23 protein-coding genes are annotated in these 20,105 nt (G+C 59.3%); 15 read left to right on the forward strand and 8 right to left on the reverse strand.

Annotated features, from left to right (window positions below; genetic code table 11):
- Positions 1 to 19: 19 nt before the first annotated feature.
- Positions 20 to 367 (forward strand): ArsR/SmtB family transcription factor, encoded by a 348-nt coding sequence (locus tag VWY60_RS14830; protein ID WP_340546511.1) that lies wholly within the window; start codon positions 20 to 22, stop codon positions 365 to 367.
- On the opposite strand, the gene VWY60_RS14835 is transcribed toward VWY60_RS14830, so the two are convergent.
- The 4 genes from VWY60_RS14835 to VWY60_RS14850 form a co-directional block, all read right to left on the reverse strand.
- Positions 356 to 1,282 carry a DMT family transporter gene (locus VWY60_RS14835; RefSeq protein ID WP_416541006.1) on the reverse strand — a complete coding sequence of 309 codons (927 nt, stop codon included), beginning with the start codon at positions 1,280 to 1,282 and terminating at the stop codon, positions 356 to 358. The two genes, VWY60_RS14830 and VWY60_RS14835, sit on opposite strands and share 12 nt — an antisense overlap.
- A complete protein-coding gene (locus VWY60_RS14840) occupies positions 1,279 to 2,157 on the reverse strand; it encodes a LysR family transcriptional regulator (protein WP_340546509.1) in 879 nt (292 codons plus the stop codon). The genes VWY60_RS14835 and VWY60_RS14840 overlap by 4 nt, the downstream gene beginning before the upstream one ends.
- Before the next feature lie 107 nt (positions 2,158 to 2,264).
- Complete coding sequence (locus tag VWY60_RS14845; protein WP_340546508.1) at positions 2,265 to 2,792, reverse strand: prolyl-tRNA synthetase associated domain-containing protein; 528 nt, start codon at positions 2,790 to 2,792, stop codon at positions 2,265 to 2,267.
- Positions 2,793 to 2,927: 135 nt separating this feature from the next.
- Positions 2,928 to 4,898: an elongation factor G gene (locus tag VWY60_RS14850; protein WP_416541007.1), complete on the reverse strand. Its 1,971-nt coding sequence runs from the start codon at positions 4,896 to 4,898 to the stop codon at positions 2,928 to 2,930.
- Between the two features lie 462 nt (positions 4,899 to 5,360).
- Between VWY60_RS14850 and ffh the strand changes: the two genes are divergently transcribed.
- From ffh to rimM, 8 genes are all read left to right on the forward strand, one after another.
- Entirely contained in the window at positions 5,361 to 6,890 is a 1,530-nt protein-coding gene (gene ffh / locus VWY60_RS14855; RefSeq protein ID WP_416538323.1) for a signal recognition particle protein, read from the forward strand.
- A 5-nt stretch (positions 6,891 to 6,895) separates the two neighbouring features.
- The gene (locus tag VWY60_RS14860; protein ID WP_416538322.1) at positions 6,896 to 7,411 is read left to right on the forward strand and encodes a GNAT family N-acetyltransferase; all 516 of its coding nucleotides are present in this window, start codon (positions 6,896 to 6,898) and stop codon (positions 7,409 to 7,411) included.
- A gap of 67 nt (positions 7,412 to 7,478) precedes the next feature.
- The gene (locus VWY60_RS14865) at positions 7,479 to 8,225 is read left to right on the forward strand and encodes a GNAT family N-acetyltransferase (RefSeq protein WP_416541008.1); all 747 of its coding nucleotides are present in this window, start codon (positions 7,479 to 7,481) and stop codon (positions 8,223 to 8,225) included.
- 37 nt (positions 8,226 to 8,262) lie between these two features.
- Entirely contained in the window at positions 8,263 to 8,865 is a 603-nt protein-coding gene (locus VWY60_RS14870; RefSeq protein ID WP_340546503.1) for a GNAT family N-acetyltransferase, read from the forward strand.
- Positions 8,866 to 8,922: 57 nt separating this feature from the next.
- Positions 8,923 to 9,231 (forward strand): chorismate mutase, encoded by a 309-nt coding sequence (locus VWY60_RS14875; protein ID WP_340546502.1) that lies wholly within the window; start codon positions 8,923 to 8,925, stop codon positions 9,229 to 9,231.
- Positions 9,232 to 9,272: 41 nt separating this feature from the next.
- Complete coding sequence (rpsP, locus tag VWY60_RS14880) at positions 9,273 to 9,632, forward strand: 30S ribosomal protein S16 (protein WP_340546501.1); 360 nt, start codon at positions 9,273 to 9,275, stop codon at positions 9,630 to 9,632.
- 4 nt (positions 9,633 to 9,636) lie between these two features.
- On the forward strand, positions 9,637 to 10,278 hold the full coding sequence (gene bluB, locus VWY60_RS14885) for a 5,6-dimethylbenzimidazole synthase (protein ID WP_416541009.1): 642 nt from the start codon (positions 9,637 to 9,639) through the stop codon (positions 10,276 to 10,278).
- Positions 10,279 to 10,428: 150 nt separating this feature from the next.
- A complete protein-coding gene (gene rimM, locus VWY60_RS14890; RefSeq protein WP_416541010.1) occupies positions 10,429 to 10,932 on the forward strand; it encodes a ribosome maturation factor RimM in 504 nt (167 codons plus the stop codon).
- A 5-nt stretch (positions 10,933 to 10,937) separates the two neighbouring features.
- Here the strand turns inward: rimM and VWY60_RS14895 are convergent, their stop codons facing one another.
- Positions 10,938 to 11,966, reverse strand: coding sequence for a phosphotransferase (locus tag VWY60_RS14895; RefSeq protein WP_416592525.1), 1,029 nt, complete (start codon positions 11,964 to 11,966; stop codon positions 10,938 to 10,940).
- Between the two features lie 67 nt (positions 11,967 to 12,033).
- Between VWY60_RS14895 and trmD the strand changes: the two genes are divergently transcribed.
- The 5 genes from trmD to xrtE all read left to right on the forward strand — a co-directional run bounded on the left by trmD (position 12,034) and on the right by xrtE (position 16,389).
- Positions 12,034 to 12,834, forward strand: a complete 801-nt coding sequence (gene trmD, locus VWY60_RS14900; protein WP_416538318.1) for a tRNA (guanosine(37)-N1)-methyltransferase TrmD — start codon at positions 12,034 to 12,036, stop codon at positions 12,832 to 12,834.
- A gap of 299 nt (positions 12,835 to 13,133) precedes the next feature.
- Complete coding sequence (gene rplS / locus VWY60_RS14905) at positions 13,134 to 13,505, forward strand: 50S ribosomal protein L19 (protein WP_014876109.1); 372 nt, start codon at positions 13,134 to 13,136, stop codon at positions 13,503 to 13,505.
- A gap of 11 nt (positions 13,506 to 13,516) precedes the next feature.
- Complete coding sequence (gene rpmE / locus VWY60_RS14910; RefSeq protein WP_340546496.1) at positions 13,517 to 13,738, forward strand: 50S ribosomal protein L31; 222 nt, start codon at positions 13,517 to 13,519, stop codon at positions 13,736 to 13,738.
- Between the two features lie 223 nt (positions 13,739 to 13,961).
- Entirely contained in the window at positions 13,962 to 14,771 is an 810-nt protein-coding gene (locus VWY60_RS14915) for a division plane positioning ATPase MipZ (RefSeq protein WP_340546495.1), read from the forward strand.
- Positions 14,758 to 16,389: an exosortase E/protease, VPEID-CTERM system gene (gene xrtE / locus VWY60_RS14920; protein WP_416541012.1), complete on the forward strand. Its 1,632-nt coding sequence runs from the start codon at positions 14,758 to 14,760 to the stop codon at positions 16,387 to 16,389. The genes VWY60_RS14915 and xrtE overlap by 14 nt, the downstream gene beginning before the upstream one ends.
- A gap of 44 nt (positions 16,390 to 16,433) precedes the next feature.
- Here the strand turns inward: xrtE and VWY60_RS14925 are convergent, their stop codons facing one another.
- The 3 genes from VWY60_RS14925 to VWY60_RS14935 form a co-directional block, all read right to left on the reverse strand.
- Positions 16,434 to 16,727, reverse strand: coding sequence for a VPEID-CTERM sorting domain-containing protein (locus tag VWY60_RS14925; protein ID WP_340546493.1), 294 nt, complete (start codon positions 16,725 to 16,727; stop codon positions 16,434 to 16,436).
- Between the two features lie 139 nt (positions 16,728 to 16,866).
- Positions 16,867 to 18,126, reverse strand: coding sequence for an adenylate/guanylate cyclase domain-containing protein (locus VWY60_RS14930; RefSeq protein WP_416541013.1), 1,260 nt, complete (start codon positions 18,124 to 18,126; stop codon positions 16,867 to 16,869).
- A gap of 57 nt (positions 18,127 to 18,183) precedes the next feature.
- On the reverse strand, positions 18,184 to 18,624 hold the full coding sequence (locus tag VWY60_RS14935; RefSeq protein WP_340546491.1) for a MarR family winged helix-turn-helix transcriptional regulator: 441 nt from the start codon (positions 18,622 to 18,624) through the stop codon (positions 18,184 to 18,186).
- A gap of 73 nt (positions 18,625 to 18,697) precedes the next feature.
- Between VWY60_RS14935 and hmgA the strand changes: the two genes are divergently transcribed.
- On the forward strand, positions 18,698 to 20,053 hold the full coding sequence (gene hmgA, locus VWY60_RS14940) for a homogentisate 1,2-dioxygenase (RefSeq protein ID WP_416541014.1): 1,356 nt from the start codon (positions 18,698 to 18,700) through the stop codon (positions 20,051 to 20,053).
- Positions 20,054 to 20,105 lie beyond the last annotated feature (52 nt).

The following is a 20,105-nucleotide window of genomic DNA, read 5'->3' on the forward strand; positions in this document are numbered from 1 at the left end:
GCGGTTTAGGTGTGTCAGAATGAGCGACCCCCTTGATATTGTCTTTGCCGCGCTTGCAGATCCAACACGACGCAGCATTCTGACCATGCTGCTGGAGGATGATATGGCTGTTACAGACGTTGCGGATCCCTTTGACATGTCGCTGGCGGCAATTTCCAAACACCTGACGATCCTGAGCCGCGCCGGTTTGATCGCGCAGGAAAAACGGGGCCGGGTCAAATGGTGCAAGCTACAACCGGATGCCATGCGGTCCGCCAGTGTCTGGATGCAGGGGTTTGGTCAGTACGAGCCCGTCAATCTGGATGCGTTCGAGCGGTTCCTGGAAACCGAACTCGGAACCCCGGCGAACGATCTGTCATCGGATTGACGCCGATCCGCCAGCCTCTGCCGCTGCCATCGGTGGGCGACCTTCCCGCAGCAGAAGCCAAAGCGCCCAGATCGTGCAGAGCACGCCCAGCGCCACGATACCGCCCGGAGCCGGTCGACCCAATGCGATTTCCCACAGGATGACCCAGCTCGGCGTCAGATAGGTATAGGCCATCACCTTGGCGGACGGCAGATGAAGCGTCGCGTATTGCAGCAAGACAAAGGTCGCGGCACTGGCAATCAGCGCCACATAAAGCAGAACCAGCCAGACAAGCGGTGACAGCCCGACCCAATCCGTCGCGCTGATATCAGCCCAACCCACCACCACCAGGATGATGGCCCCGGCAACCAGCATACCAAAGGTAAACACCACCGCAGGTTCCCCGCGATTCAGCAGCCGCACCATCGGCGTATAGACGGCATGAGCCACGCAGCCCCAGAAATAGATCACCTCTCCGCGACCGACCTCAAACGCCCAGATCGCCGCCAGATCACCACGAAATATGACCCAGATCGCGCCCGCCGCGCCGATCGCCAAAGCCAACGCCATCCGCCAGCTCGTAACCTGGCGCAACAGCAGCCAGCCGAAAATGCCGCTCAGAACCGGTGTCAGCGTAAAGACGGCGGCAGCACTGACCGGCGCTGCCGTTTGCAGGCCATAGAACATCAGAACAAAATAGACCGCAAAGAAGCCGCCCAGAAGGATGAAGCGCCAGGGCGCCTGAAAATTCCGTCGCCGCAGGCCATGAGTCACCTGGGCGGCAATGCCAATCACAACCGCAGCAATTATGAACCTCGCCGCGTTCAGGGCCATCGGAGCGATGTCGTTGGCGACCATGGAGCCAAGCGAAAACGATCCGGCCACCAACGCCGAGAAGAGCAGCATAGCCAGATGGCCACGATGGGCCGGTGTCATTCGGCCCAGGCCTTGGCTTCTGCTTTCAGAAAGCTGAGGAAGCTCTGAACCTTGGTGGTGCGATGCAGATCCACATGGGTGACCAGCCACAAATCGCCACTCCACTCGGGCAGCGGCTCCATGATCTGTGTCAGTTCGGGATGCCGCGCAGCTTCCCATTTGGTCAGAAAACCGATCCCCGCCCCGGCCAAGAGCGCGTCCTGTATCGACGCCCCATTGACGCAGCGGAATGACAGCGCGCTCTCGGGGGCATGCGCTCGCAGCCAGCGGGAGTAAGGCGCGCGGCTGTCGATATCATCGTTACAAATGAAGCGATGATTGGGCATATCCTCAAGCCCGTTCAGGGGGCCGAACCGCTCCAGATAGGACCTGCTGGCGTAAAGCCCATGTTGCTGACGCATAAACGGCTGAACCACGTTGTCAGGCTGCTCAGGCGGAGATCCGGCACGAATCGCCACATGCGCCTCACCGTATTCCAGGCGAAACAGGCGGCTGCCGGTCAGGAACCGGATCACCAGCTCCGGATGCTGACGCTGAAACTCGGTCAGTGCAGGAACCAGAAGCGCCGACATCGACGACAGCGATGTCACGACCAGTTCGCCCGAGACAGCATCGCCGTGCCCCTTGAGCCGACCGACAAGCTGGCCAAACTGATCATCTGTGGCCTGCGCCACGCGCAGCAGATCCTGCCCGGCCTCTGTCGGTGTGTAGCCACGGGCATGGCGTTGGAACAGCTTCACGCCCAACCGCGCCTCAATAGCATCGACGTGGCGAATGACCGTGGCATGGTGAACCCCCAAAACTTCGGCGGCGCCGCTGACCGTCCCCATGCGCGCGACCTGATAGGCAGTGCGTACCTCGTCCCAGTTCTCCATGGCTATCTCTCAACTTGCGACCCACTTACTGCAAACATGCACATTCCACCAAGGACGGCCAGAGAAAGGTTCGCAATTGCGCAAAGGTCAGCCAGAGTTTGAGCAGTTCAGACCCAGGTGATCGCCACACCCAAACGCTGCATAACATCGAGAAAGGCCGGACGGCTCAGCGCGACCGTCCGATCATTAACCAGCGGGTGCATGTAGATCAGGTCGACCTGCTGGGCAGCCTTGTCCATGTAGAAATGCACATCTCTTTCGACACCATTGATCATCGCAAGCGGCGTCACCGCTCCTGGGCGCACACCGAGGGTCTGAAACAGCCGCTCTGCCGAGCCGAACGACAGCGTCCCCAGCCCCAGCTCAGCGGCGAGACGCTTCAGATCGACGTCGCGGTCCTGTTCCAAACTGATCAGGTGGTTGCGTTTCTTCTTGTCCCGCAAATAGAGGTTCTTCAACCGCAATGCGGTCTTCCCCGGCTCTACGAACTCCGCTTCGACCGCTTTTGCCTCCTCAACCGTGCGCAGCGGTGGATGGCGGTGCAACCGGTAGCCGATGCCCCAGACATCCAGCTGCGCCAGCAGTTTATCGCAGGAAACCGGTAGGCTGTCCTGTAGCTCGGTTGATGCATCCATTGCGGCCTCATGCTGTTATCGTTCTGCAGATCACGTGATGTCAGCAGATCAATAAGAAACCCACAAGGACGCAAGGGGTAACATCATAGTTTCGCCGGCGTTTCACTGTTGGTTGGTCAGTCTGCCATAGACCGGCTACACCCGCCGTGCCTCCTCATAATGATCGAAACCGCTTGAGAACCACGCCGTACCGCGGGTCGCACTGGCCAGGCTGTTGCACAGCTGCTCCTGCGCGGCGACAGGCAGTAGGGTTTCAAACACATCCCACCCGGCGGCATCTGGATGGGCGGCAAAGCCCAGGATCTGCCCCTGCATTCCGCTCACCACGGGGACCAGCCCGCCGGTAAAGACGGAGGGTACGTGAATTTCCACGCGCATAATCGGTTGCAGCACCACAGACCCGGCCTGCGCCAATGCCTCACGCACCGCAGATTTGCCAGCGGTGCGGAAAGCAAAATCGGAACTGTCGACGGAGTGGTGTTTGCCATCCAGCAGGGTTACCTTCACGTCGACCACAGGGTGACCGTTGACACTGGCTTGCAGAGCCTCTCGCGCGCCGGCTTCGACTGAAGGAATATACCCTTTGGGTACGGCACCACCCTTGACCTCATCCGTAAACTGAAACCCTGATCCGCGCGCTGCGGGGGCGATGCTCAGCACGACATCCGCAAACTGGCCCGCCCCCCCGGACTGCTTGCGGTGGCGATGATGGATTGTGGCAGGACGGGTGATCGTCTCCCGAAGGGCGGGTGGCACCGGTTTGTCACTGACCTCAATGCCAAACGACCCTTTTAGCAGCGACAGAATCCGGCGCAGGTGCAACGGCCCCTGGAGGTGGAGCAGCGCATGACCGCTCATTTCGTCCTGATCAACTCGCAGCCCCGGATCTACCTCAGCAATTCTTTCCAGCGCAGAGGTAAGGCGGACATCATCGCGATCATGTAAAGGGGTGAGGATCCGTTGATAACTTGCCGGGCGTGGCTGCGCCCAGTCCGGCAGTTCCGCAGCGTGGTCTTTAAGATAGGTATATCCAAGACTGAGATGATCAGACTTGACCACCTGCGCGATATCGCCTGGCGCCAACTCACCGGCATCAGATGAGGCACCATTGCTGCCATTCCCCGCAGATCGTGAAGGCGTCTGGACGCCTGCCCCGTTCTTTGCAAACCCGCCATCACCGTTCAGTTGGGTCATCGCCCCCAGGTTGCCGCCACCGACCTGTGCGCCGATCCCGACAGGTTCGCTGAGCGCGCGGACCACAACTGTCTTGCCAAGATGTTTGACGAGGTCACCGATGCAGCCCACTGCAAGGGGCGTTCCGTCCCCCGCCAACCGCTGCGCAGCAACATCAACTGCCGGGGCCTCATGCCGAAGGGATTTCATAAGCCGCACAATCCCGTTGCGATGCAGCGCCGACCCCAGCAACGCAGGGATCAGGTCATTGTGCTGCAATACCCGCGTGGCGACATCATAGACCGCTTCGGTCAGCGGCTTGCGATCCTCGATCAATTGCTCCAGCAGATCGTCGTCGTAGTCCGCCAGCGCCTCCAGCATCTCTCCGCGCGCCTGACGCTCGCGTGCATGGATGCTGTCAGGGAAGGCCACAAGGGCCGAGGGCTGCCCCTCCTGATACTTCCACGCCCGCTCTGAGATCAGGTCTACTGCCCCGATCACCTCACCACCCGCCCGCATAGGGATCTGACGCAGTACGATATTGTGCCGACAATAGGTTTGTAGCGCAGCAACAATATCCGCCACCCGCCCTGCGGCCTGATCCATACGGTTGATAAAAAGAAAGGCGGGAACACCCGCCTCTTCGACCATACGCAGATAGGGCGCGGCCAAGACCCCGGCGGCGGGATCAGCAGGCACGCAGACCACCGTTGCATCACTGGCGGCCAAAGCGGGCCCGGCGATGGCCAGGTTTTCAACCCCGCCGGCGATATCAATCACCCCCCAGTTTTCCTCCATGAACTGGAAGGCTCTCAGATCTGCAACGCCCGTGGCGTGCTGTGGTTTTTGCCCAGGCTCCTGAAGTGTCGCCAGTGCCGTTGCCAACTCCGTTTTACCGGATTGGGAGGGGCCGATGATCGAAAATACACGCATCTGTCATGATCCTTCTGATGGCTGCAAAGCCGCCCGATGAAGGAATGCGGCATTAGATTGCCGCAACAGATGCCTTGAGAATAACTGCCTCTCGCGTGGTGCCGCTTATTCGACACCGTAGTTTCGTCATATGGGGGAACACCCGAATAAGCGCCCGTAAAGTGGTCGCCGAGGTGCCGTCTCCCTGCGATATTCCCTCAGGGAGGTGGCTCGCGTCAACCGTTGCACCCAGCGCATGGCAGCCTCCCCCTCGCTCTGTCTGGGCGCGCCGGGTTGACTCACTCCGGACAAAGGCGTAACGCATGCTGCAAATCCGGGAGCCATGATGAGTCTTCCGGTCCCTGCCCGTGTCAGGGATCGCCCCCCACCAGCGTGTTACGCCCGTGGGGGCGATTGTGCATGGATCATTTGCTCCCTACATGTGGGGCGTCCACTTCGAAACCGGCATAGGAGGCCGCAGGCATGTTTGAAAATCTATCCGAACGCCTATCCGGTGTCTTCGACCGGTTGACCAAACAGGGCGCGCTCTCTGAAGAAGATGTGAAAACCGCCCTGCGCGAAGTCCGTGTCGCGCTGCTCGAGGCAGATGTTTCCCTGCCGGTCGCCCGCGATTTTGTGAAGCGCGTACAGGAGCAGGCAACGGGCCAAGCCGTCACCAAATCGGTCACCCCGGGCCAGCAGGTTGTAAAGATCGTCCATGACGCACTGGTTGACGTGCTGCGCGGCGACGAAGATCCCGGACAGCTGAAGGTCGACAATCCTCCCGCGCCGATCCTGATGGTCGGTTTGCAGGGGTCAGGTAAGACCACGACCACCGGCAAGCTTGCCAAGCGTCTGAAAGATAAAGAAGGCAAGCGCGTCCTGATGGCGTCGCTTGACGTCTATCGCCCTGCCGCGATGGACCAGCTGGCTGTGCTGGGCACACAGATCGGTGTCGACACGCTGCCCATCGTTCCGGGCCAGAAACCCGTCGATATCGCCAAACGCGCCAAACAGCAGGCGGCGCTTGGTGGTTACGACGTCTATATGCTCGACACGGCGGGCCGGTTGCAGATCGACGAAGTGTTGATGCGGGAGGTCGAAGACGTCCGTGATGTCGTCTCCCCCCGCGAAACCCTGCTTGTTGTTGACGGGCTGACAGGTCAGGTCGCCGTTGAGGTGGCCGAAGAATTCGATGCCAAAATTGGCATCTCCGGTGTGGTCCTGACCCGGATGGATGGCGACGGCCGTGGCGGTGCGGCGCTTTCGATGCGCGCTGTCACCGGCAAGCCGATCCGCTTTGTTGGTCTCGGCGAGAAAATGGACGCCATCGAAACCTTCGAGCCGGATCGAATCGCGGGCCGGATCCTCGGCATGGGCGACATCGTTGCACTGGTCGAAAAGGCCCAAGAAACCATCGAGGCCGAACAGGCTGAGCGCATGATGAAGCGCATGATGAAGGGTCAATTCAATATGAATGACCTGAAGATGCAGCTTGAGCAGATGATCCAGATGGGCGGCATGCAGGGCATGATGCAGATGATGCCTGGCATGGCGAAGATGGCCAAGCAGGTTGAGGATTCGGGGTTCGACGACAAGGTTCTGCGTCAGCAGATCGCCATGATCCAGTCGATGACCAAGAAAGAACGCGCCAATCCTGCCCTGCTCCAGGCGTCTCGCAAGAAACGGATTGCAGCAGGATCCGGCATGCAGGTCTCTGACCTCAACAAGCTCATGAAAATGCATCGCCAGATGGCCGACGTCATGAAGAAAATGGGTAAGATGGGCAAAGGCAAGATGCTGAAGCAGGCTATGAAAGGCATGTTCGGCAAAGGTGGCATGCCCGAAATGGCCGGCATGGATCCGAGCCAGATGGACCCAAAAGCGCTGGAAGCGGCGGCCAAGGCGATGGGCGGCAAGGGCGGTTTGCCCGGCGGTCTCGGCGGGCTTGGTGGTCTCGGGGGTGGCATGGGGCTGCCCGGCGGCCTCTCCGGTTTCGGCAAGAAGAAATAAGCTGCATGATCGCCTCCATCCCTACCCTTCAGACCGAGCGCCTGACGCTGCGCGCCCCCAAGCTTGAGGATTTTGAGCATTGGGCCGCGTTCTTTGCGTCCGAACGCGCCCGCTACGAGCGTGGCATCCTGCCGCGCGGCGAAGCGTGGAGAGTCTGGGCCGGGGATGTGGCACTTTGGACACTTCGTGGGTACGGCCCCTTCGGTGTCGAAATCCGAGAAACCGGCGCCTATGCGGGCGAGGTCGGGATTTACCAACCGGACGGCTATCCCGGCCCGGAACTGGGCTGGTTCGTCGTCCCCGAAGCTGAAGGCAAGGGAATCGCTGCCGAGGCCGCGCAAGCTGTCATGACCTGGGCGCGACAGAATTTCGGCTGGGACAGTCTGATCAATATTATCGACCCGAACAACCACCGATCAATCGCCCTGGGCCAGCGTCTCGGCGGTGTTATCGACCCCGACGCAGAGGGCGAATGCGTCGGCGACGTGGTGATCGTGCATGATCTGCGGGGACTGGCATGATGCAGATCCCGGCTATCCTTCAGCTTGAAACCGAACACTTGGTCCTGCGCGGACCGGAGGCCTACGCATGATGGCCACCCATCTTCCCACACGCGTCTTTACCCACATCCGCTCCGCTGTGGCCGCCTTGCCACAGCGCAACAGCGCCTTAACCCCTTGTTTCCCGGCATCTGGCATCATCGAGCCGTCATTGATGCCGAAACAGGTCACTGGTGCGCGCGCGGCAGGGGCCGAAACGAGTGTGGGTATGCCAGACACAGACAATCGTTTCCCTAGCCTCATGACGAAGAGGCTATTGTTGGTCTCCCCTGCGGAGGCCGGTTTTGACGCGCATGATGCCTTCCTGCGCATTGGTGCGCCGCGCTTCATCGACGCGGTCGACGATCCTGATGCGCTGTGGTGGTCGATAGCGACGATCATCGGCCACTGGCACCTGCGTGGTTACGGATTGTTCGCCCTCATCGAGCGCAATACCGGGCGCCCGGTCGGCATGATTGGCCCCTGGTTCCCGAAGGGCTGGCCAGAGCCGGAGCTTTCGTGGCACCTGACCGAGGATGCCCGTGGTAAAGGCTACGCAAGCGAGGCCGCAGAGGTCGTTCTCGACTGGCTGTTCCGCGAGAAAAACTGGAGCAGTATCGCCTCCTTCATTCCCGAGGACAACGCAGCCTCCATTGCCTTGGCGCAGCGAATCGGCGCCCGCCCAGAAAAATTAGTATCGTTCCGCCTCGCACCTGCACACAATATGCGCACCTGGCGCCATCAGCCCCGCAAACACCTGCTGGACCGGCCTGCAATCACAGGGCGCCTTCAATGATCTATTACCACTGCGACTTCAGCGCGGGGGGCATCTGATGCCATCGTCCATCCCCGTAATCGAAACCAAGCGCCTGATTCTGCGTGGCCCGGAAGCCGTGGATTATCCCGACTTCAAAGCCACGTTCAGTTCCTATCGTGCGCGTTTCATGGGCGGTCCACTGAACCCCTATGAGGCCTGGATGCTCTATGCCGCCGAAATCGGCCACTGGCAGGTGCGTGGCTTTGGCATGTGGATGATCCACGATAAGACCACCGAGGAAACTTACGGCATGGCCGGTGGCTGGATGCCTGCTGGCTGGCCCGAGCGTGAGATCGCCTGGATCATCTGGCCCGATGCCGCAGGTAAAGGCTATGCGCTGGAAGCAACCCACGCGGCACGGAACTACTATTACAATACGCTCGGCTGGGATGGGGCGGTCAGCTATATTGACCCCAAGAACCTGGATTCGATCCGTCTTGCCGAACGGCTGGGTGCCAAGAAGGACCAGGACGCCGCAACCATTGATGGCAACGACGCCGTCTACAGGCATCCCGCACCAGAAGCACTCAAGAACAGCCAGTTGTCCCATGGGATCGAGATGGAGATAAGCCACTACGCAGATCCCATGTTCAAACCGGAGGGTTGGGCGCTTGACTGATCTATTCACCCAACGCTGCCTGATGCGATATGCCTTCATTGCCTTGTGGAGCCAGAAATGACGACAGAGACTCAAGATCCCGTCGCCCGCGCAGCGGCGTTGCTGAAAGGCCACCGCGAGAGTATTGATCGCCTCGATGCGATCCTCGTCTACACGTTGGGCGAGCGGTTCAAGCACACCCAGGCGGTGGGCCGTCTCAAGGCAGAACACGACCTTCCCCCGTCCGATCCGACGCGTGAGACAGCGCAGATCGCACGGCTCGAAGACCTGGCGAAACAGGCCGACCTGGACCCCGATTTCGCCAAGGCTTTCCTGAATTTCATTATTCAGGAAGTCATCCGACACCACAAGAAACACCAGGAATAACAGGGATTTCCCTGCAAACGCCATTAAAGGAGACTGAACCCATGGCAATGAAAATTCGTCTGGCCCGCGGCGGCTCGAAAAAGCGTCCCTTCTACCGCATCGTGGCTGCCGACAGCCGCATGCCGCGCGATGGTCGCTTCATCGAAAAGCTGGGCACCTACAACCCGCTGCTGCCGAAAGACAGCGAAGAGCGCGTGAAAATGGACATGGAGCGTGTGCAGCACTGGCTGGACCAGGGCGCCCAGCCCACAGATCGTATCGCTCGCATGTTGGAATCCGCTGGCGTACGCGCTAAGGTTGAACGCAACAACCCTAAGAAAGGCACCCCGGGCAAGAAAGCCCAGGAACGTGCTGAAGAGAAAGCAGCCAAAGCTGCCGAAGCGACTGCAGAAGCGGAGTAAGTTGATGAACATGCGGGACAATTCATTCTCTGAAGACTTCCGCATGCAACTTGATCTGTTGATGCGTGTCCGGCGCGATGTGCGCCGGTTCCGCTCTGATCCGGTGGACGAGACAGTGCTCACGCGCTGTCTCGACACCATTCAGCTGGCTCCCTCCGTGGGTCTAAGCGAACCATGGCGGGTCATTCGCGTCGAAAGTGACGCAGCCCGGGCCGCCGCACTTGCCAATTTTGAAAGCGCAAACGCCGAAGCGCTAGCGGGTTTCTCCGAAGCCAAGGCCGAACGCTACGCCAAACTGAAGCTTTCAGGCATGCGCGAAGCACCGGTTCAGTTGGCGATCTACTGCGACGATTCCACCACAAAAGGTCACAAGTTGGGCGCCGGCACCATGCCGGAGATGCGTCGCTATTCGGTGGTCACCGCCGTGACTCTGTTCTGGCTGGCCTTGCGCGCCGAAGGGCTGGGGCTGGGCTGGGTATCCATCCTTGACCCACAACGGTTGAACAGGGATCTGGATGTGCCAGCGGACTGGCAGCTGATCGGCTATTTCTGTGTTGGTCACCCGGAGCGGATGTCCAAGACGCCCGAACTGGAACAACTGGGTTGGGAAACCCGGCGCAACGCATTGCCGATCGAAACTCGGTAATCCGCCCATGTGGCGATTGATACGGCTTGCGGTTTTTGTTCTGATCGCCTTTACCGCAGGCGTTCTATATGAACGCAATTACCAAACAGAACGCTGCGGACTCGCGGGCGGCACTTGGACTGCTGCGCGGTTCTGCAAAGGATGGACTGAATGACTGAGCAGATTTGCGTTGGTGCCATTTCCGGCTCGTACGGAGTGCGGGGCGAAGTGCGGCTGAAGAGCTTTTGTGCGATGCCCGAGGATATCGAAGACTATTCCCCGCTCAGCACCGAAGACGGCAGCCAGACCTATACGATCACCTTGGTCCGCGCCATCAAGAACGGGTTTACCGCCCGTATCGGCGGAATCGAGACCAAGGAGCAGGCCGATGCTCTAAAGGGGGTCCGCCTGTTTGCGCCGCGTAACCGTCTGCCGAGCCTGCCGGATGATGAATACTACCACACCGATCTGATGGGGCTGGAGGTGTACGACACCGGCGGGACCCTGCTGGGGACCGTGAAATCGGTGCAGAACCACGGCGCCAGTGATCTGCTGGAAATCGCCATCCCGGCAGACAGCAAGACAGTATTGCTGCCCTTTACACTGGCTGCGGTGCCGACGGTCGATCTTGCCAGCGGACGCATCATCGCAGACCCGCCGGACGGCGTGTTCTGAGCCCGTCAGCCTTCAGCTGCCAACAGCTGCTCCAGCACATGTTCAACAGCGACCCCGAGATCCTTTGTTCTCTGTCGCGGCTCCGATAGTTTGCCGCCCAGCGCTGACCACAGCTTGAACAGGCGCCAAGTAAAGAAGAACCTAAAGATCGGATCCGTCGTCAGTTCTGCACCATAGCCGTCCTCAAATGCTGCCCAATCGGCTTTGGCAACACCTCCGAAACCAGGCGCGCGCCCTTCTGCAGCCAGGTGGTCGGGGCAGTTGGACAACCAGATATCGGCAATATCGCGCTGCGGGAATGTTCCGTCGTGGTTTGAATAGTCAATGAATGACACCTCACCATCGCACATCAAGATATTGCGTAGATGAAGATCTCCATGCTCCAATGCACCACGAAATGTCTGTGCACGGGCGCGCCGTGCCTCCCGGTGAAGCAGCGCGCAGAGGCCCAGGTACCTCTTGGGCTTCAAGACCTGGAACTCCCCGGCACGTACCGCCTCCGCCCGCGCTGAGACCTGTTTCAGAAACGGTTTTGGCCAGAATTGCATATCTCCGGCATCCGAAACCCTGTGCAATTCAGCGACCGCATGTCCAATCCGTCGAAGAACCTCTGCCCGGTCACCGAACCCGTATTCGGTCATAGCCAGCTCGCGATAGGCGGTATCCCCTTGGACAAAGTCCATCAAAACTACAGCACTATCTTGATCTCGCCACAGCACGTCAGGCGATGACACACCGCAGACCGATTGCAGGCCAAGCGCCGCTTGCTGATGCCGGTCAAGAAACCTGATCTGCCGCGCGGCGTTGGCTTCGTCAAAAACCGCCCTCAAGACATAGCTTTGCCCACTGGCCGTTTTGACCTCGAGCACACTGCGACAGTGTTGGCGCCGACTATGCACCTGTAGTCTGCGAAAACTGACCCCATCGGGCGGCAGACCTAGATCCGACGCAATACGTGGCCAGAACGCTTTTGCGCGCGCCTGCACATCGTCGATTGCGGCCTGATACTCGCGGTCGGTAACAATAAGGGCCATTTCCGAATTCATCCAAACACCAAAGCTTTTTATTGCGTGTCGTTCTAACTGGATTAAACAGCACCACATGAGTGCACAAAACAAATCTCATGGCCGCAAAGCCATTCGCCCCTCATTTAAACCGCGCGAGCTGATGACGCCGACGCCGGATCTGGTCGGCGTCTGGAAGGCCAAGATCATGACGCTGTTCCCGAATGCCTTCCCCGGCATACTTGGCGAAAGCCTGACCGGAAAGGCGTTGCAGGAAGGGTTATGGCAGCTGGAAACCATTGACCTGCGCCAATTCGGCATCGGTAAGCATCGCAATGTCGATGACACTCCGGCAGGTGGCGGCGCCGGCATGGTCCTGCGGGCCGACGTTCTTGGCAACGCTATTGAACACACCATGGCAGGCACCTCCGGTAACTGGCCCCTGATCTATCTGTCTCCGCGCGGTCGCCGGATGGATCAGGCGTTGATGCAGAACCTCGCACGCTGCGACGGGGTCACCTTGCTCTGCGGGAGATTCGAGGGTGTCGACGAGCGCGTCTTGCAGCACTATGGCATTCAGGAAGTCTCCCTGGGAGATTTTGTGATGACCGGCGGCGAGATTGCCGCCCAAGCCATGATTGATGCCACCGTTCGGCTGATCCCAGGCGTCTTGGGCAACCAAGCCTCTGCCGAGGAAGAGAGCTTCTCCTCAGGCTTGCTCGAGCACCCGCAATACACCCGTCCGGCAGACTGGAAGGGTCACCCCATACCTGATGTTCTGATGTCCGGCCATCACGGCAAGATTGCTGAATGGCGCCAGAAAATGAGCGAAGAGATCACGCAGGCGCGGCGCCCTGACCTTTGGCAGGCCTTTCTGAACCGCAAAAAGGCCGAGTGAGCGCCCGCAAGTGGACAGGCCGGTCCCAGACTGAACCTGGGCTCTTGATCCGCCAGCAAAACAGGCATAGAAGGCCCCTGTCTGGATTCGCTTCTGCGTCTATGGACCGGTGTGCTGTTGCATCATGAAACCCTCGACCCGCCTTCTTCGGCAATCCGGGGGGATGTCAGCTCGCTCTCAGGAAAGAACGGGACGATCTCTGGCGGGCTGCAAATGGCGGGACCCGATGAAGACCAAGAGCTCTCGCAACCGCGCAAAACTTCGTGGACAAAACCACGAGCAACCATAGGAGACCTGCGATGGATCTGATCGCACAGTTGGAGGCGGAACAAGTTGCCGCCCTGGGGAAAGAGATCCCCGATTTCAAAGCCGGTGACACCATCCGCGTTGGCTACAAAGTGACCGAAGGCAGCCGCTCGCGCGTGCAGAACTACGAAGGTGTCTGCATCAGCCGCAAGAATGGCTCCGGCATCGCCGGTTCGTTCACCGTTCGCAAGATTTCGTTTGGCGAAGGTGTGGAGCGTGTTTTCCCGCTGCACTCGACCAACATCGACAGCATCACTGTTGTGCGCCGCGGCCGTGTTCGCCGTGCGAAACTGTACTATCTGCGCGCCCGTCGCGGTAAATCCGCACGGATTGCAGAAGATACAAACTACAAAGCCAAAGCGTAAGGAGTGGTATCATGAAAGCCGACACCCATCCCGAATACCACTTCATCGACGTCAAAATGACCGATGGCACCATCCTCAAGATGCGCTCCACCTGGGGCAAAGAGGGTGACACTCTCTCGCTGGACATCGACCCCACCGTGCACCCCGCATGGACCGGTGGTTCGACCCGCCTGATGGACGCCGGTGGTCGCGTATCCAAGTTCAAGAAAAAATACGAAGGCCTGGGCTTCTAAGCCGATCCGGTCTTGTTCTTTCGGAAAACGCCGCTCGTTTTGGGCGGCGTTTTTTATTGGTGCCACGCCCGCCCGCGCAGCGCCCTCTCCCGTTAACGCGGGATGAACCTAGACCCTAAAACAGGGCCTAACGTGCGGATATCCCGCTTTCCATCGATTCGCGCGGGCAGTATACTCATCCCAAAATGCGCGGTATTTTGCGCAGTGATTGGGGGAAGCGAACGTGGCGCATATTATTGTCGTCGGCAACGAAAAAGGGGGCGCGGGCAAATCCACCGTTTCCATGCATGTGGCAACCACCCTGGCCCGATTGGGATACAAGATTGCCGCCCTGGACCTCGACTTGCGTCAACGTTCACTGGGGCGCTATCTGGAAAACCGCAAGGCGTTCATGGAAAAGGCCGCGCTGGACCTGCCACTGGTGGAGCTGCATGAGCTGCCCGAAATCGATCCCGAAAGCCTGCAACCCGGCGAGAACATCTATGACCACCGGCTGTCTGCGGCGGTCTCCGAGCTGGAACCCAACAACGACTTTATCCTGATCGACTGCCCGGGTTCGCACACCCGGCTCAGTCAGGTCGCCCATTCCCTGGCCGACACGCTGATCACGCCACTGAACGACAGTTTTGTCGATTTCGACCTCCTGGCGCATACTGACCAAAAGGGTGAAAAGATCACCGGGCCGTCCGTTTATTCCGAAATGGTCTGGAACGCGCGACAGTTGCGCGCGCAGGCTGGCCTGAAACCAATTGACTGGATTGTGATCCGAAATCGAGTTGGCACTCAGCGCATGGTGAACAAGGAAAAGATGGAACGCGCGATTTCCATGCTTTCGAAACGGATCGGATTCCGCGTTGCCCCCGGATTTTCGGAACGGGTGGTGTTCCGGGAGTTGTTTCCGCGCGGGCTGACCCTGCTGGACCTCAAGGATATTGGCGTCAAACAGCTGAATATCTCCAACATCGCGGCACGGCAGGAACTGCGCGACATGATGAAATCGCTGAATCTGCCAGGCGTGGATGTCGATATCTGATCAGCCACAGTCGTCGCGCCCTATCGACCAGGTGTTGGGCAACGGCAGCCGACGGTTATTCCTGATCCTCGGGTTGGCGATTGCCGAGCTATTGCTTGTCATGGTCGCCTACCAGCTGCTGGCCAATGTGCATTGCAAATTCACCGGCGCGGATCTGGCCTGTACCACCGTACGGTCGCTCGCCGGGCGTTTGCTAGCGTTGTTGACCGTGCTCAGCCTTTATCTTGTGCTGGTGCACAGCGCCTATACTGCGCTGGCCGCATTTGTCGGGAGCGCCTCGCAACGCCCATCGGCAGTTATCCTGAACCTCGTCGGTCTTCTGATCGCGCTGGTCCCGCTGGCCCTGTTTGGACCCAGCGGCATCAACGCATGGATTTCGCCGACCCTTATTCTGGTCTGCCTAGGCGGCGGCATCGCCGGGCTAGGCGGTCTGCTGGCCCTGATGCCACTTCGAGATTGGGTTGTCTGGCTGCGCGGCTGCGGCCTGCCTCTGATCCTGGCGCTTCTTGTGGCACTGGTCATGCCCGATATCACTCGCATGATGGAGCCGATCTGGAACATAGAAGCGCTGACGTCGGTGACGTTCCTCCTCGTGACATGGGTTCTAGAAAGCTCAGGTGCCACTGTCTGGTCCGATCCGGCGTTGCATCTGATCCGTGTCGACGGTTTTCTGGTGGAGATCGGCGAACCCTGCTCAGGCGTCGAAGGGTTTGCCCTCGTCACGACCTTTATGGGGCTTTATGCGCTGTTGATGGGCCGCGACCTCAGGCAGACACGATATTGGCTGTTCCTGTTTCCCGCCGCTCTGCTGCTCAGCTGGGGCTTCAATGTCGCGCGTATCGCTATACTGATCCTGATCGGCGCCTGGATTGCACCGGAACATGCGGTCAACGGATTTCACAGCTATGCAGGCTGGCTGATGTTCACCTGTCTTGCGCTGCTGATCCTGGCGATTGCCCATCGCTCTCGCTGGTTGCAGAGCAACCCCGCTAGGGTGGCCGCCGCAACCGCCGACCTGCCACCGCTGCGTGCCGATATGCTGATCGCGAGCATAGTGCCTTTTGTCGTGATGATGCTGAGCGGCGTATTGGTTTCTGCAATCTGGGCAGAACCTGCCGACGGATATCCGCTGCGTACCGCAATGATGGCAGCCGCATTGCTGTTGTTCTGGCCTGCCCTTAGGGCGCTGGCCTACAGGCCACGCCCTATGGATATCACCGCCGGGGCCGCAATTGCAGCCGTCTGGATCGTGATGGCCACACCCGACATCAGCCGTGGCAACATTACAGAGCACCGGGATACCCTATGGATTGCGACACGCCTGCTCGGGACCATAATTCTGGTGCCCATCATCGAAGAGCTGTTCTTTCGCGGGTATCTGCTGCGCCGCATGGCCGGGCAGGGTCAGGTTCTACGGGCGGTTATCGCCTTGGTCGTCAGCAGCCTTCTGTTCGGTCTGATGCATGACCGCTTCGCGCTTGGTATGGCCGCTGGCGCAATCTTTGGCGCCCTATATCTGCGTGGGGGCGGGTTACCGGCCGCCATATTGGCCCATATGGTGGCAAATGCCCTGATCGCCTATGTTGCCTTTGCGACCGGGAACTGGACACTTATCTAGGTCCAGAATGGTTGACTCAAGCGACGCCCTGGCAGCCATTGGTTCTAGACAGACCGGCGCCGGCGCAACTCCCAGCTCAGAAGCAAAGCAGCGGCGACCGCAGCCACGGCGAGCATACCTGCGCTGACGTCGATCTCAGGCACGGTCTGGCCATTGCCGTTGCCGTTCCCATTGCCCCCGCCGTTGCCCCAACCATTGCCCCAACCATTGCCATTGCCGTTCCCATTGCCCGGTCCGCCCGCGTCAGGCCATTCACCAGCCGCAAATGCCATGGGGGCAGTTGCACACAAAACGGCCGCAACGGTTATCAGGTCATGTATGCGCACTGCCAGTTTCATCACACTTTCCTCGCTGCTCTCTCAATAAAGTCAGGCATGGCAGTTCAAGATTTCTTGCACGAATCTCGTTGGCCATAATCTGTCCCAGCTCTGCTCTACGCGGAAAAAATGCGTAAATTATGGCAAATTTTACCTTTGTTCAGGCTGAACGTTGTTCTGACACCCGATCAGAAAGGCCCGCTCCGCTGCCTTCGTAAATCGTGAAGAGCTCAACCGGCTCGGCAACACCGCGCAGCATATAGCGACCCAGCGACACCAGATCGTGACTGGTCGGCTGGGCTGCCCGTTGAACCTGTTCCGAGACAATGATGCTGCGACCAACAGAGGCGTGCATACCTGACAGCCGTGCCGTCAGGTTGACGGTTGGTCCGATCACCGTGAAATCCAACCGGTTCTCAGATCCTATATTACCATAGAGGATTTCGCCGGCATGCAGGGCCAGCGTGAAATCAGCAACCGGATTACCCTGCTGCGCACGCTCAACATTGCGATTGCGTATCTTGCTCTGCAAGCCACTGGCCGCCGCGAGCGCTGCTGTTGCATCTTCGCCGATACTGCCAAGGTCAAACATCGCCAATATGCCATCACCCATGAATTTGAGGATATTCCCTCCATGGGTCTGAATGGTCTCGACCGCCAGACCAAAGTAGTCGTTAATCATGTCGATCAATTCGGCGCCCGGAATTTGCTCAGCCAGTTGGGTAAAGCCTTTCAGATCGAAATAGCAGATCACCGCATCAATCTGGCGTGACGAACCCCGCTGTATTTCTCCTGACAGAACCCGCTGACCAGCATCGCGACCGAGATAGACCTGAAGCAGATCCTTGGCCATCTGCTGGGCAGAGGCCGCCCGCAGCGCCAGCGCCAGATGCGGGTAGATAAAACGGATCAACGTGAGATCCGCCTCTGAGAAACCGTCGGGATGATCGGTTGACCAGGATGACAGGATGCCCTCTCCCGGCCGCTTAGGATCAAAAGGGGCATCGGCAAAATCACCAAAGCGCATTGCCAGCGCAAAGTAATCCGTGGCCCCGCGCTGTTTGAACTGCGCTAGTGCAGGAAACCGCTCCAGCACATGCCCGGTCAGTTTGGTGCGAAACTCAGGCACTTGGCGTTCCAACATATAATAGAAGGTGCTGTAGAGCCACTCATCCCGCGGTGTATCGCTGTGTTCATAGAATTCATGCGACAAGCCGTCCGCGCGGGTCCAGCTAAAGCCGATACCACCGTATTTTGGGTGATAGGCACGCTGCGCCAGATGAAACCGCAGGAGCGGCACGCCGTCGTCAGCAAGCCTCTGGCAAAAGCCTTGCAGCATCTCCTGACGGCTTGCCCCTCTTAGTCCTTCAGCAGTCAGCCAGTCGATTATCGGCGTGGCGCGCAGAGCAGCATCCGTCATTGTGCACGGCCTCACATTGTGGTTCCGGCCCAATCTGAAGCCTCAACCAACGGATGTCTATGGTTCAATTCCGGCCAGTTTGCGCAGCATGTGGCGCAGCGCCTCGCTTTCACCTTCGCTGAGTCGGGATGCAAGCTGCCCATCATAGATGGCGGCCTGCTCCCGAAGATCGCGATAGGCGGCCTGCCCCTGCGGGGTCAGTTCCAGATGCTCTGATCGTCGGTCTCGTTCATCCCGGTGACGCAATACAAACCGACGCTCGGCGAGCTTCGCAACGGCACGGCTGATCTTGGTCTTATGGATTTTGGCGCGCTGGCCAATTTCCTTTGCGGTCATGCGCCCGTAGCTGCCCAGATGGAACAGGACCCGCCATTCGGTACGGAGCATCCCGTAGCGATTCTTGTAGTGCTGTTGAAACTCAAGCGAGCTCTCTTCTGCGGCGCGATTGAGGAGATAGGGTAAGAAATCCTGCAGCGCGAAGTCATCTTTTTCGGTCATGAGGGTGACCTATGCCTTGTTAGTTACAAAATCAACTATTACCGAAACAGAGAGTTAAGAAAAGGAGCGCGCCATGAATCACAAAGTCGATGCCCACGAAATGATCCAGGCCCCGTCCCTTACCGGGCCACACGAGGGCTATATGCCGGGCTTTGCCAATGATTTTGAAACCGAGGCGCTGCCCGGTGCGCTGCCGCAAGGCATGAACAGCCCGCAAAAGTGCAACTATGGTCTTTACGGCGAACAGCTGAGCGGCACCGCTTTTACCGCCGATGTGCCGGAGCGGACCTGGTGCTACCGCATCCGCCCGTCCGTCAAGCATTCGCACCGCTATCAGAAGATCGACCTGCCGCATTGGAAGTCTGCCCCCTGCGTCGATCCGGACGTGATCTCGCTGGGCCAGTACCGCTGGGATCCGGTGCCGCATTCGGATGAAGGCCTGACCTGGCTCACCGGCATGCGCACGATGACCACCGCAGGCGATGTGAACACCCAGGTCGGCATGGCCAGCCACATCTATTTGGTCACCGAATCGATGGTGGACAGCTACTTCTTCTCCGCCGATTCCGAACTCTTGGTGGTGCCACAGGAAGGACGCCTGCGCTTTGCCACTGAGCTGGGTATCATCGACCTCGCACCGCAGGAAATCGCCATCATCCCGCGCGGTCTGGTGTACCGGGTGGAGGTGCTGGAAGGCCCCTGCCGCGGCTTTGTCTGCGAGAATTACGGCCAGAAGTTTGAGCTGCCGGGCCGCGGGCCGATTGGCGCCAACTGCATGGCCAACCCGCGCGACTTCAAGGCGCCGGTGGCAGCGTTCGAGGATCGCGAGACGCCCTCCACCGTGACCATCAAATGGTGCGGCCAGTTCCATGAGACCAGGATCGGCCACTCGCCGCTGGACGTGGTCGCCTGGCACGGAAACTACGCGCCTTACAAATACGACCTGACCACCTATTGCCCGGTCGGCGCGATCCTGTTCGACCACCCGGACCCGTCGATCTTTACCGTGCTGACGGCACCGTCGGGGGTGCCGGGCACAGCCAACATCGACTTTGTGCTGTTCCGCGAGCGCTGGATGGTGGCTGAGAACACCTTCCGCCCGCCGTGGTATCACAAGAACATCATGTCGGAGCTAATGGGCAATATCTACGGCCAGTATGATGCCAAACCGCAAGGGTTCGTGCCGGGTGGCATGTCCTTGCACAACATGATGCTGCCGCACGGGCCGGACAAGAATGCGTTCGAGGGTGCGTCGAACTCCAACCTCGGCCCCGAGAAGCTCGAGAACACAATGTCCTTCATGTTCGAGACCCGTTTCCCGCAGCATCTGACAGGATTTGCCGCGAAGGAAGCACCGCTGCAGGATGACTACATCGACTGCTGGGCCGATATCGAGAAGAAATTCGACGGGACACCAGGCAAGAAGTAATCCAACGGGGGCGCTGCCCCCTCTGCGGCCTGAAGGCCGCATTCACCCCCGG

The organism is Phaeobacter sp. JH20_26 (genome assembly GCF_048056275.1).
Taxonomy (GTDB): Bacteria; Pseudomonadota; Alphaproteobacteria; order Rhodobacterales; family Rhodobacteraceae; genus Phaeobacter; species Phaeobacter bryozoorum.